Below are 13,309 nucleotides of genomic sequence, written 5' to 3'. Positions count from 1 at the left end.
TTTGCGTACTGCTGCATGCCACGGATTACGTGGCCTGTAGAGTTATGATCAAAAAATGATCAGCGCGTGCTCAAAACCGTCTGACTGAATAAGTCACGGATTTTCTTCGGTTATTTTTGGCTGGGAGGCACAGTTGCCCACAATTGCTGTGGGTGGCTTTGTGGATAAGTTGTTGGGCAAAGGCTGGAGGGCCTATTGCTCGCGGCCTGTAGGCTGTATGGCTAAATTTTGAACAGTGTGCGGATCAAACTGTGGGAGATTCCATGGTTGAGGGGCAGCCTATCTGCCAGCGGCGCCGATCAACTGTGGGAGCGGGCTTGCCCGCGAAAGCGGTGTATCAGTCAACTTCATCCGTGACTGACACTGCGCCTTCGCGAGCAAGCCCGCTCCCATATCAAGCCCGCATGTTTGTTTATTCGTGTGCGGCCACGCCCTTGAGGTAAGGCGCCGGCGCCGCCCCCAGGTTGTTGAGCATGCGCTCGCTGTACCAATCCACGAAGTTCACCACGCCGAACTCATAGGTCTTGGAGTACGGGCCCGGTTGGTAGGCGGTGGAGTTGATACCGCGCTGGTTCTCTTCGGCCAGGCGACGGTCCTGGTCGTTGGTGGCGTCCCACACCTGGCGCATGCGCTCCACGTCGTAGTCCACGCCTTCGACGGCGTCTTTGTGCACCAGCCACTTGGTGGTGACCATGGTTTCCTGGGCGCTGATCGGCCACACGGTGAACACGATGATGTGGTCGCCCATGCAGTGGTTCCACGAGTGCGGCAGGTGCAGGATGCGCATCGAGCCCAGGTCCGGGTTCTTGATGCGGCCCATCAGCTTGGCGCAGCCCTGCTTGCCGTCCAGGGTCATCGACACGGTGCCCTTGAGCAGCGGCATGCGCACGATGCGGTTACGCAGGCCGAAGCTGGCGTGGGCGTACGGAATCTTCTCGGCGTCCCAGGCGGCGGCCGATGCGGCGACGTGATCCTTGAAGGCCTGGTCGGCGCGAGGGTCGGTGACGTCGTCCCATTCCAGCAGGGTCTTCAACAGTTCCGGGTGCGACGCGTTGCAGTGGTAGCACTCGCGGTTGTTTTCCAGCACCAGCTTCCAGTTGGCCTTCTCCATCAAGGTGGTTTGCACCGCCACCTTGGTGTTTTCCATGTCGTACGGTTCCATGTAATGGTTCAGCGTCGACAGGAAGTCATCGATGGCTGGCGGGTTCTCGGCCAGGCTGATGAAGATGTAGCCGCCAGCGGTCTTCACGTTCACCGGCTTCAAGCCATACTGCTTCATGTCGAAGTCGGCACCCATCTCGGTGCCGGCGAACAGCAGGCGGCCGTCCAGCTCGTAGGTCCACTGGTGGTAGTGGCAGACCAGCTTGGCGACCTTGCCCTTGTCGCTGGTGCACAAGCGCGAGCCACGGTGACGGCACACGTTGTGGAACGCATGCACCACGCCTTCGGCACCGCGGATCACGATGATCGGGTTCTTGCCCACTTGCAGGGTCAGGTAGTTGCCCTTGGCGGGGATCTCGCAGGTCATGCCGGCGATCAACCACTCTTTCTGGAAGATTTCCTGCATGTCGATATCAAACAGTCGCTCATCAGAGTAGAACGGCTGTGGCAGCGAGAAAGTGCGCTCGCGCTCTTGCAGCATTTGCGCGGTGGCCTTGCGTGCGGGTTCCAGCGGATCGCCCAAGCTTAAGGTTGCGGTGACGTCCATCGTGTGTGTCCTCATGGCCATTCTGTGTGGCCGGCGAATAGTGGCTACGGTTGGTGCAGTGCAAGGCGTAAAGAAAGCGTCGTTGTTGGGAGCGAGTGTGGGGCCGCCGATGGGTTGAACCTTATCCATGGGCGACATGGCCCAATCTGTTCCCGACGCGCAAGCCTAGGTAGTTGGGGGCTGGTCGCGATAAGTATGTGAATGTCGCAGATAGGTAAATGGGCGGTTGCGACGTTACGCAGAATCGCCACCATAAAGCCGAACATCGGCAGTGGAGAATCAGCATGTCCAACAGCTTCCTGAATCCGGTAACCACCCAGACCTGGGCCAATGGTCGACACATTGTCCGTTGCGTCAAAGTCATCCAGGAAACCTGGGACGTGCGCACCTTCTGTTTCATGGCCGACCAGCCGATCCTGTTCTTTTTCAAGCCGGGGCAGTTCGTCACCCTGGAGCTGGAAATCGAAGGCCAGCCGATCATGCGCTCCTACACCATTTCCAGCTCGCCGTCGGTGCCTTACAGCTTCTCGGTGACGATCAAGCGCGTGCCGGGCGGCAAGGTGTCCAACTGGCTGCACGATACCTTGCACGAAGGCCAGGAGCTGGCGGTGCACGGGCCGGTCGGCCTGTTCAACGCCATCGATTTCCCCAGCCCGAAAGTGCTGTACCTCAGCGGTGGTGTCGGGATCACCCCGGTAATGTCCATGGCGCGCTGGTTCTACGACACCAACGCCAACGTCGACATGACGTTTATCCACAGCGCCCGCTCGCCCAAAGACATCATCTACCACCGCGAGCTGGAACACATGGCCTCGCGGATCGACAACTTCAGCCTGCACCTGATCTGCGAAAAGCACGGCCTGGGCGAACCATGGGCGGGTTATCGCGGCTACCTCAATCACAAGATGCTCGAGCTGATGGTGCCGGACTTCCTTGAGCGCGAAGTGTTCTGCTGCGGCCCGACGCCGTACATGAACGCGGTGAAACGCCTGCTGGAAGTCGCCGGGTTCGATATGGCGCGTTATCACGAGGAATCCTTCGGTGCCACGCCGGCGGAAGCGCGTGCCGATGCGGTAGAGCAAGCTGAACAAGCGGCGGATGCGCCGGAGATCGACCTGGCGGATCTGCATCAAGTGGAGTTCATTGCTTCGGGCAAAAGCATCCGCGTGGCGCCGGGCGAAACCGTGCACGCGGCAGCGGCCAAGCTCGGCCTGTTGATCCCGAAAGCCTGTGGCATGGGGATCTGCGGCACGTGCAAGGTGATGAAGCTGGGTGGCGAGGTGGAGATGGAGCACAACGGCGGGATCACCGAGGAAGACGAGGCCGAGGGTTACATCCTGTCGTGCTGCAGCGTACCGAAGGGTGACGTGCGCATCGAGTTCTGACGGCGGGCGCAGTTCAGAGTAGGAGCGGGCTTGTGTGGGAGCGGGCTTGCTCGCGAAAGCGGTGTGTCAGATCACTGATCTGGTGACTGATACTGCGTATTCGCGAGCAAGCCCGCTCCCACACAAGCCCGCTCCCACATCAGTGGTTACTGGGCGTAGATATGCACGACGAAGTGCTGACCTGATGCTGTCAATTCATAGACTTTATCGTAGATCCTCAACGTCCTTGATGGCTCGCGGATGGTGTCGCCGACTCTGGCGGATTTCCTGAACTCATCCCAGTCGATGACTGTGGTGTTGACGCCGTCGTCGCTTTGCAGGGTGGTAACGTTGCTTTGATATTCCATGGTTTGGTTCTCTGCTGGATTTCCATTTCCGGCCGATGATTCGGCAGGCAGTTGTACCCGAAAGGTGGCCGCTGCAGCGGCCTTTTCCTTGCGGGTTCCAAGAGGCTAGTCAATGAAAATACAGTGTGCTGCTGTCAGAAATATCAAATAACAGACTCGGCATAGCGCCAGTATCCGCCTGGATCAGGCGCCCATCACTTTCCGAATATCCTCAGCCAATTCCCTTACACGTTCCTCTTCTGTGTCCCACGCACACATGAAGCGCGCGCCGCCTTTGCCGATGAAGGTGTAGAAGCGCCAGCCCTTGGCTGTCAGCGCCGCAATCGCCGGCTCCGAGAGTTGCAGGAACACGCCGTTGGCCTGCACCGGGAACATCAACTCCACGCCGGGAATATCCGCCACCAGGCTGCTCAACAGTTGCGCGCAATGGTTGGCGTGGCGTGCGTGTTTGAGCCAGGCGTCGTTTTCCAGCAGGCCTACCCACGGGGCAGACAGGAAGCGCATTTTCGACGCCAACTGGCCGGCCTGTTTGCAGCGGTAGTCGAAGTCTTCGGCCAGCTTGTGGTTGAAGAACAGGATCGCTTCACCCACGGCCATGCCGTTTTTGGTGCCGCCAAAGCACAGCACGTCGACGCCGGCCTTCCAGGTCAGGTCGGCCGGCGAGCAGCCCAGGAATGCGCAAGCGTTGGAGAAGCGTGCGCCGTCCATATGCAGGTTCAGTCCGAGTTCCTTGCAGGTGGCGCTGATGGCGCGGATTTCGTCCGGGGTGTACACGCTGCCGACTTCGGTGGCCTGGGTCAGGGTGACCACGCGGGGCTTGGGGTAGTGGATGTCCTGGCGCTTGAGGGCGATCTCGCGGATCGATTCCGGGGTCAGCTTGCCGTTTTCGGTACGGGCGGTGAGCAGCTTGGAGCCGTTGGAGAAAAACTCCGGCGCGCCGCATTCGTCGGTCTCGACGTGGGCAGTTTCCGAGCAAATCACGCTATGGTAGCTCTGGCACAGCGAGGACAGCGCCAGGGAGTTGGCGGCGGTGCCGTTGAAGGCGAAGAACACTTCACAGTCGGTTTCGAACAGGTTGCGGAAACCGTCGGCGGCGCGGTGGGTCCATTCATCATCGCCGTAGGCACGTTGATGGCCGTGGTTGGCTTGTTCCATGGCGGCCCAGGCTTCCGGGCAAATGCCGGAATAGTTGTCGCTGGCGAATTGTTGGCTCTTGTCAGTCATGGCCCATTCCTGTGGTCGATGTTGGTGCGCACTGTAACCAAGATTGTCGCGGGTGCGCACGCTCTGTAAATGCAAAGTCACTGGGGAATTATGCACGGCACTCACACCTTGCCTGTCGGACCTGTCCGAGATGGCGCTTTGGACTTGCTCAAGTGGCTGGCGCTGCTGTGCATGGTGCTCGATCACCTGCGCTATGTCGGGTTGAGCCTGGATGGTTTGTATGTGCCGGGGCGCCTGGCGTTCCCATGGTTTTGCCTGGCGATTGCGGCGAATCTGCACCGGGTGAAAGGGGCGCCGGTCAGCGGGCGCTACCTGGGCTGGCTGCTGCTGTTCAGTGTGATCAGCGAGGTACCGTATCGGTTGTTTATCGAGGATGCCGATACGTTGAATGTGTTGCCGACCTTGGCGCTGGGAATGCTGGTTGCGCGAGGATGGCAGCAGAAGACGCTTTTTGATCGAGGATTGGCGCTGATTGCCCTCACGATAGCCGGCGTGTTTTCCCCGTACCTGATGTTCGGATTTTTTGGCGTGCTGCTGCCGTTGGCGATGCTGCTGGTGTTTAGCCGTGCCTGGTATTTCAGTGTATTGCCGGGGTTGGTCTGCGTGGCGGCCAATCAATGGCAGGTATTGCTCGATAGCGGCACGCTGTTGGCTTATTTGGGGCTCGCCACATGCCTGATCGCGCCATTGGCTGGCCTTGTCTTGTTGCGACATGGCAAAAACGCCTCGCCACCGGCCATGCGCCGCTGGGCCTACACCCTCTACCCTCTGCATTTTCTGCTGCTGTTAACCGTCCGCAAAATCATTGCGTAACCCCCTGTGGGAGCGGGCTTGCTCGCGAATGCGGTGGGTCAGTCAACACATGTATTGGCTGGCCCACCGCATTCGCGAGCAAGCCCGCTCCCACATTTTTTCTGCGGCGCTCAATGAATGTCGTAAACGCACCTTTGCGTGGCGTGCGTAGGCATTTGATCTACAGGCGCCAGCCCTACCATCGCATCAAAGGGCCCTGCACCGGGCCTCAACAATACGAAAGGCTGGGAGAGACGCGATGTTCAGCAAACAAGACCAGATCCAGGGATATGACGATGCACTGCTGGCGGCGATGAATGCCGAGGAGCAGCGCCAGGAAGATCATATCGAGCTGATCGCGTCAGAGAACTACACCAGCAAGCGCGTGATGGAAGCTCAAGGCAGCGGCCTCACCAACAAATACGCCGAAGGCTACCCAGGCAAGCGTTACTACGGTGGCTGCGAGCATGTGGATAAAGTGGAAGCCCTGGCCATCGAACGCGCCAAGCAGCTGTTCGGCGCCGATTACGCCAACGTGCAGCCGCACTCCGGTTCGTCCGCCAACAGCGCCGTGTACCTGGCCCTGCTGCAAGCCGGCGACACCATCCTGGGCATGAGCCTGGCCCATGGCGGCCACTTGACCCACGGCGCCAAAGTGTCGTCCTCGGGCAAGCTGTACAACGCAGTGCAATACGGCATCAACACCGACACCGGCCTGATCGACTACGACGAAGTCGAGCGCCTGGCGGTCGAGCACAAGCCGAAAATGGTCGTGGCCGGTTTCTCTGCCTACTCCAAGACTCTGGATTTCCCACGCTTCCGTCAGATCGCCGACAAGGTTGGCGCGCTGTTGTTCGTTGACATGGCCCACGTCGCCGGCCTGGTTGCCGCTGGCCTGTACCCGAACCCGCTGCCGTACGCCGATGTGGTCACCACCACCACCCACAAGACCCTGCGCGGTCCACGTGGTGGTTTGATCCTGGCCAAGTCCAACGAAGAGATCGAAAAGAAACTCAACGCCGCCGTATTCCCCGGCGCCCAGGGCGGCCCGCTGATGCACGTCATCGCCGGCAAGGCCGTGTGCTTCAAGGAAGCGCTGGAGCCAGGCTTCAAGGCCTACCAGCAACAAGTGATCGACAATGCCCAGGCGATGGCCAGCGTGTTTATCAAACGCGGCTACGATGTAGTGTCCGGCGGCACCGATAACCACCTGTTCCTGGTCAGCCTGATCCGTCAGGGCCTCACCGGCAAGGAGGCGGATGCCGCCCTCGGTCGCGCCCACATCACCGTCAACAAAAACGCCGTGCCGAATGACCCGCAGTCGCCGTTCGTGACCTCGGGCCTGCGTATCGGCACCCCGGCGGTGACCACGCGTGGTTTCAAAGTGGCGCAGTGCATCGAACTGGCCGGCTGGATCTGCGACATCCTCGACAACCTCGGCGACGCCGATGTCGAGGCCAACGTGGCCAAGCACGTGTCTGCCCTGTGCGCTGATTTCCCGGTTTATCGCTGAGCGCGGTTTTGGAGTAATGACTATGCAACGCTACTCGGGCTTCGGCCTCTTCAAGCACTCCCTCAGCCACCACGAAAACTGGCAGAAGATGTGGCGCACGCCCACCCCTAAAAAGGTCTATGACGTGGTCATCGTCGGCGGCGGCGGGCATGGTCTGGCGACCGCCTACTACCTGGCAAAAGAACACGGCATCACCAACGTGGCCGTGGTCGAGAAAGGCTGGCTGGGCGGCGGTAACACCGCGCGCAACACCACCATCGTGCGTTCCAACTACCTGTGGGACGAGTCGGCGCACCTGTACGAACATGCGATGAAACTGTGGGAAGGCCTGTCCCAGGACCTGAACTACAACGTGATGTTCTCCCAGCGCGGCGTGTACAACCTGTGCCACACCCTGCAAGACATCCGTGATTCCGAGCGCCGCGTGAGCGCCAACCGCCTCAACGGCGTGGACGGCGAGCTGCTCAACGCCAAGCAAGTGGCCGACGAGATCCCGTACCTCGATTGCTCGAAAAACACCCGCTACCCGGTACTCGGTGCCACCGTGCAACGGCGTGGCGGCGTGGCCCGTCACGATGCCGTGGCCTGGGGCTTTGCCCGTGCGGCCGACGCCCTTGGCGTGGACCTGATCCAGCAGACCGAAGTGATCGGTTTCCGCAAGGAAAACGGCGTGTGCATCGGCGTGGAAACCACCAAGGGCTTTATCGGCGCCAAGCGCGTCGGTGTGGTCACGGCCGGTAACTCCGGGCACATGGCTTCGCTCGCCGGCTTCCGCCTGCCGATCGAATCCCATCCGCTGCAAGCGTTGGTGTCGGAGCCGATCAAGCCGATTATCGACAGCGTGATCATGTCCAACGCCGTGCACGGTTACATCAGCCAGTCCGACAAGGGCGACCTGGTGATCGGCGCCGGTATCGACGGCTACAACGGCTATGGCCAGCGTGGTTCATACCCGGTGATCGAGCACACCATCCAGGCCATCGTCGAGATGTTCCCGGTGTTGTCGCGCGTACGCATGAACCGCCAGTGGGGCGGCATCGTCGACACCACGCCGGACGCCTGCCCGATCATCTCCAAGACGCCAGTGCCGAACATGTTCTTCAACTGCGGTTGGGGCACCGGTGGCTTCAAGGCCACTCCAGGCTCAGGCAACGTGTTTGCCGCCAGCCTCGCCAAGGGTGAAATGCACCCGTTGGCCGCACCTTTCTCCATCGACCGTTTCCACAACGGTGCGTTGATCGACGAACACGGCGCTGCGGCCGTCGCCCACTAACAGGAGAAATTCCTATGTTGCATATCTTCTGTCCTCACTGTGGCGAACTGCGCTCCGAAGAGGAATTCCACGCGTCCGGCCAAGCGCATATCCCGCGCCCGCTGGACCCGAATGCCTGCACCGATGAGCAGTGGGGCGACTACATGTTCTTCCGCGACAACCCCCGTGGCCTGCACCACGAGTTGTGGATTCACGCCGCCGGTTGCCGCCAGTATTTCAACGCGACGCGCGACACCCTGACCTACGAAATTCTTGAAACCTACAAGATCGGTGAGAAGCCCCAATTCACCGCCAAGGCCTCTGGAGAGAAGGTATGAGCCAGACCAATCGCCTGTCCAACGGTGGCCGGATCGACCGTAATAAAGTCCTGACGTTTACCTTCAACGGCCAGACCTACAAGGGCTTTGAAGGCGACACCCTGGCCGCCGCCCTGTTGGCCAACGGCGTCGACATCATCGGCCGCAGCTTCAAGTACTCGCGTCCTCGCGGCATCTTCGCCGCCGGTGCCGAAGAGCCGAACGCGGTGTTGCAGATCGGTGCGACCGAAGCCACCCAGATTCCCAACGTGCGCGCCACGCAACAGGCGCTGTACCAAGGCCTGGTCGCCACCAGCACCAACGGCTGGCCGAACGTCAACAATGACGTGATGGGCATTCTCGGCAAGGTCGGCGGCAAGCTGATGCCGCCGGGTTTCTACTACAAAACCTTCATGTACCCGCAATCGTTCTGGATGACCTACGAGAAGTACATTCGTAAGGCTGCCGGTCTTGGCCGCTCGCCGACCGAGAACGATCCGGACACCTACGACAACTTCAACCGTCACTGCGACGTGCTGGTGGTCGGCGCAGGCCCTGCCGGCCTGGCCGCCGCACTGGCTGCCGCACGCAGCGGCGCGCGCGTGATCATTGCCGACGAGCAGGAGGAGTTCGGCGGTTCGCTGCTCGATTCCCGCGAAAGCCTCGACGGCAAGCCGGCTACCGAATGGGTCGCCAGCGTCATCGCTGAACTCAAGGCCCTGCCGGACGTGGTGCTGCTGCCGCGCGCCACCGTCAACGGCTACCACGACCATAACTTCCTGACCATTCACGAGCGCCTCACCGATCACCTCGGTGACCGTGCGCCGATTGGCGTGGTGCGCCAGCGTATCCACCGTGTGCGCGCCAAACGCGTGGTGTTGGCGACGGGCGCGTGCGAGCGTCCACTGGTGTACGGCAACAACGACGTGCCGGGCAACATGCTCGCCGGTGCGGTCTCTACCTACGTGCGTCGCTACGGCGTGGCGCCGGGTAAAAAACTGGTGCTGTCGACCAACAACGACCACGCCTACCGCGTTGCGCTGGACTGGCTCGACGCCGGCCTGCAAGTGGTCGCCGTCGCCGATGTGCGCCACAACCCACGTGGTGCGCTGGTGGAAGAGGCCCGCGCCAAAGGTATTCGCATCCTCACCGGCAGTGCCGTGATCGAAGCCCGTGGCAGCAAGCACGTCACCGCTGCCCGTGTGGCCGCGATCGATGTGAAAGCGCACAAAGTCACCAGCCCAGGCGAATGGCTGGACTGTGACCTGGTGGCCAGTTCCGGCGGCTACAGCCCGGTGGTTCACCTGGCGTCGCACCTGGGCGGCAAGCCGACCTGGCGTGAAGACATCCTTGGTTTTGTCCCGGGTGAAGCGCCGCAGAAGCGCGTGTGTGTCGGTGGCATCAATGGCGTCTACGGCCTCGGCGATTCCCTGGCCGATGGTTTTGAAGGCGGCGTGCGCGCGGCCAGCGAGGCCGGTTTTGCGCCGGTCGAAGGCACCCTGCCAAAAGCCCTGAGCCGCTTGGAAGAGCCAACGCTGGCGGTATACCAGGTGCCCCACGACAAGCCGACCGCACGGGCGCCGAAGCAATTCGTCGACCTGCAGAACGACGTCACCGCCGCCGCCATCGAACTGGCGACCCGCGAAGGTTTCGAGTCGGTCGAGCACGTCAAGCGCTACACCGCACTGGGCTTCGGCACCGACCAGGGCAAGCTGGGCAACGTCAACGGCCTGGCGATTGCCGCCCGTTCGTTGAACGTGACCATCCCGCAGATGGGCACCACCATGTTCCGTCCGAACTACACGCCGGTGACGTTCGGCGCGGTGGCGGGCCGTCACTGTGGGCACATCTTCGAACCTGTGCGCTACACCGCGCTGCAAGCCTGGCACGTGAAGAACGGCGCCGAGTTTGAAGACGTCGGCCAGTGGAAACGCCCATGGTATTTCCCACGCAACGGTGAAGACCTGCACGCCGCGGTGAAACGCGAATGCCTGGCCGTGCGCGACAGCGTGGGCCTGCTGGATGCGTCCACACTCGGCAAGATCGACATTCAGGGCCCGGATGCCCGTGAGTTCCTCAACCGCATCTACACCAACGCCTGGACCAAGCTCGATGTGGGCAAGGCGCGCTACGGCCTGATGTGCAAGGAAGACGGCATGGTCTTCGACGACGGCGTAACGGCCTGCCTCGCCGACAACCACTTCCTGATGACCACCACCACCGGTGGCGCTGCTCGCGTGCTGCAGTGGCTGGAAATATACCAACAGACCGAATGGCCAGACCTCAAGGTGTACTTCACCTCGGTCACCGACCACTGGGCCACCATGACCCTGTCCGGCCCTAACAGCCGCAAGCTGCTGGCCGAAGTCACCGACATCGACCTGGACAAGGACGGCTTCCCGTTCATGACCTGGAAAGAAGGCCTGGTGGGCGGCGTACCGGCGCGGGTGTTCCGGATCTCGTTTACCGGCGAGCTGTCGTACGAAGTCAACGTGCAGGCCGACTACGCCATGGGCGTGCTCGAACAGATCGTCGCGGCGGGCAAGAAGTACAACCTGACCCCGTACGGCACCGAAACCATGCACGTGCTGCGGGCCGAGAAGGGCTTCATCATCGTCGGCCAGGATACCGACGGCTCGATGACTCCGGACGACCTGAACATGGGCTGGTGTGTCGGTCGCACCAAGCCGTTCTCGTGGATCGGCTGGCGCGGCATGAACCGTGAAGACTGCGTGCGTGAAGAGCGCAAGCAACTGGTGGGCCTCAAGCCAGTCGATCCGAAAGTGTGGCTGCCGGAAGGTGCGCAACTGGTGTTTGATCCGAAGCAGTCGATCCCGATGAAGATGGTCGGTCACGTCACTTCAAGTTATGCGCACAACTCCCTTGGTTATTCGTTTGCCATGGGCGTGGTCAAGGGCGGCTTGAAGCGCATCGGTGAACGGGTGTTCTCGCCACAGGCCGATGGCAGTGTGATCGAGGCGGAGATTGTGTCTTCGGTGTTCTTCGATCCCAAGGGCGATCGTCAAAATATCTGACGGACCGAGTAGCGGCCTTCGCGAGCAAGCCCGCTCCCACATTTGGAATGCGTAAACCCTGTGGGAGCGGGCTTGCTCGCGAAGACGCCAGTAGCCTCACAACAGAATTTGGATAGGTGCTTTATGACAGCAGCCAATGTGTACCAACAACGCCCAACCACCGGGGCCAAGGCCGAGTCGTCGCTGCACCATGCCGACCTCGCCAGCCTGGTTGGCAAGGGCCGCAAGAACGCCGGTGTGACCGTGCGTGAAAAGAAACTCCTGGGCCACCTGACCATCCGGGGCGATGGGCACGATGCAGCCTTCGCCGCCGGCGTGCACAAGGCCCTCGGCATCGAACTGCCCAGCGCCCTGACCGTGATCGTCAAAGGCGAAACCAGCCTGCAATGGCTCGGCCCGGATGAGTGGTTGCTCATCGTGCCAAGCGGTGAAGAATTCGCCGCCGAGAAAAACCTGCGCGAGGCCCTGGGTGATTTGCATATCCAGGTGGTCAACGTCAGCGGCGGCCAGCAGATCCTTGAACTGAGCGGCCCGAACGTGCGCGACGTGTTGATGAAGTCCACCAGCTACGACGTACACCCCGACAACTTCCCGGTAGGCAAGGCGGTGGGCACGGTGTTCGCCAAGTCGCAACTGGTGATCCGCCACACGGCCGAAAACACCTGGGAACTGCTGATTCGTCGCAGCTTCTCGGACTACTGGTGGTTGTGGTTGCAGGACGCCTCGGCGGAATTCGGCCTCAACGTCCAAGCCTGAGGAATCAGCCATGAGCCGCGCACCTGATACATGGATTTTGACCGCCGACTGCCCCAGCGTGCTCGGCACGGTGGACGCGGTCACCCGCTACCTGTTCGAGCAGGGCTGCTACGTGACTGAGCACCACTCGTTCGATGACCGGCTTTCGGGCCGGTTTTTCATCCGCGTGGAGTTCCGCCAGCCCGACGGTTTTGACGAGCAAGGTTTCCGCGATGGCCTGGCCATTCGCGGCGAAGCCTTTGGGATGATCTTTGAGCTGACGGCGCCAAACTACCGGCCAAAAGTGGTGATCATGGTCTCCAAGGCCGATCACTGCCTCAACGACCTGCTGTACCGCCAGCGCATCGGCCAATTGTCGATGGACGTGGTCGCGGTGGTGTCCAACCACCCCGATCTGAAGCCGTTGGCCGACTGGCACCAGATTCCCTACTACCATTTCCCCCTCGACCCCAATGACAAACCGTCCCAGGAGCGTCAGGTGTGGCAGGTGGTGGAAGACACCGGTGCCGAACTGGTGATCCTTGCGCGCTACATGCAAGTGCTGTCGCCGGAGCTGTGCCGCAAACTTGATGGAAAGGCCATCAACATTCACCACTCGTTGTTGCCGGGGTTCAAGGGCGCCAAGCCGTATCATCAGGCGTACAACAAGGGCGTGAAGTTGGTGGGCGCCACGGCGCATTACATCAACAACGATCTGGACGAAGGCCCGATCATCGCCCAGGGCGTGGAGGTGGTGGATCACAGCCACTATCCCGAGGATTTGATCGCCAAGGGGCGTGATATTGAAGGGCTGACGTTGGCCCGGGCCGTTGGGTATCACATTGAGCGGCGGGTTTTCTTGAACGCCAATAGAACGGTGGTGCTCTGACTGACGCCTTCGCGGGCAAGCCCGCTCCCACATTGGGAATGCGTACTCCTGTGGGAGCTGGCTTGCCTGCGATGAGGCCCTGACAAACAACGCAAAAACAGCATCTGTAACC

Annotated in this window: 11 protein-coding genes; 8 read left to right on the top strand and 3 right to left on the bottom strand. The window is 61.1% G+C overall.

Features of this window, described 5'->3' with window-relative positions:
- Positions 1-412: 412 nt before the first annotated feature.
- Positions 413-1,708: a glycine betaine monooxygenase oxygenase subunit gene (gene gbca / locus OPU96_RS10315; RefSeq protein WP_192299868.1), complete on the bottom strand. Its 1,296-nt coding sequence runs from the start codon at positions 1,706-1,708 to the stop codon at positions 413-415.
- 284 nt (positions 1,709-1,992) lie between these two features.
- Between gbca and gbcB the strand changes: the two genes are divergently transcribed.
- On the top strand, positions 1,993-3,093 hold the full coding sequence (gene gbcB, locus OPU96_RS10310; RefSeq protein WP_192299867.1) for a glycine betaine monooxygenase reductase subunit: 1,101 nt from the start codon (positions 1,993-1,995) through the stop codon (positions 3,091-3,093).
- A gap of 146 nt (positions 3,094-3,239) precedes the next feature.
- Here the strand turns inward: gbcB and OPU96_RS10305 are convergent, their stop codons facing one another.
- Positions 3,240-3,440, bottom strand: coding sequence for a hypothetical protein (locus OPU96_RS10305; protein ID WP_226454500.1), 201 nt, complete (start codon positions 3,438-3,440; stop codon positions 3,240-3,242).
- Positions 3,441-3,623: 183 nt separating this feature from the next.
- The gene (locus tag OPU96_RS10300; RefSeq protein WP_226454499.1) at positions 3,624-4,664 is read right to left on the bottom strand and encodes a threonine aldolase family protein; all 1,041 of its coding nucleotides are present in this window, start codon (positions 4,662-4,664) and stop codon (positions 3,624-3,626) included.
- Between the two features lie 90 nt (positions 4,665-4,754).
- On the opposite strand from OPU96_RS10300, the gene OPU96_RS10295 reads away from it, so the two are divergent.
- The 7 genes from OPU96_RS10295 (at position 4,755) to purU (ending at position 13,197) form a co-directional block, all read left to right on the top strand.
- The gene (locus tag OPU96_RS10295) at positions 4,755-5,477 is read left to right on the top strand and encodes a TraX family protein (protein WP_498559044.1); all 723 of its coding nucleotides are present in this window, start codon (positions 4,755-4,757) and stop codon (positions 5,475-5,477) included.
- Positions 5,478-5,715: 238 nt separating this feature from the next.
- Positions 5,716-6,969 (top strand): serine hydroxymethyltransferase, encoded by a 1,254-nt coding sequence (gene glyA, locus OPU96_RS10290; protein WP_226454497.1) that lies wholly within the window; start codon positions 5,716-5,718, stop codon positions 6,967-6,969.
- Positions 6,970-6,991: 22 nt separating this feature from the next.
- Positions 6,992-8,242, top strand: a complete 1,251-nt coding sequence (locus OPU96_RS10285) for a sarcosine oxidase subunit beta (RefSeq protein ID WP_034115307.1) — start codon at positions 6,992-6,994, stop codon at positions 8,240-8,242.
- 14 nt (positions 8,243-8,256) lie between these two features.
- Positions 8,257-8,559 carry a sarcosine oxidase subunit delta gene (locus OPU96_RS10280; protein ID WP_073525868.1) on the top strand — a complete coding sequence of 101 codons (303 nt, stop codon included), beginning with the start codon at positions 8,257-8,259 and terminating at the stop codon, positions 8,557-8,559.
- Positions 8,556-11,573 (top strand): sarcosine oxidase subunit alpha, encoded by a 3,018-nt coding sequence (locus OPU96_RS10275; RefSeq protein WP_192299862.1) that lies wholly within the window; start codon positions 8,556-8,558, stop codon positions 11,571-11,573. Before OPU96_RS10280 ends, OPU96_RS10275 begins: the two co-directional genes overlap by 4 nt.
- Positions 11,574-11,696: 123 nt before the next feature.
- The gene (locus OPU96_RS10270; RefSeq protein WP_192299861.1) at positions 11,697-12,329 is read left to right on the top strand and encodes a sarcosine oxidase subunit gamma; all 633 of its coding nucleotides are present in this window, start codon (positions 11,697-11,699) and stop codon (positions 12,327-12,329) included.
- Positions 12,330-12,339: 10 nt separating this feature from the next.
- On the top strand, positions 12,340-13,197 hold the full coding sequence (purU, locus tag OPU96_RS10265; RefSeq protein ID WP_226454496.1) for a formyltetrahydrofolate deformylase: 858 nt from the start codon (positions 12,340-12,342) through the stop codon (positions 13,195-13,197).
- Positions 13,198-13,309: the final 112 nt, after the last annotated feature.

The organism is Pseudomonas sp. RP-B7, from assembly GCF_059803535.1.
This window is presented reverse-complemented; position numbering and strand designations above follow the sequence as displayed.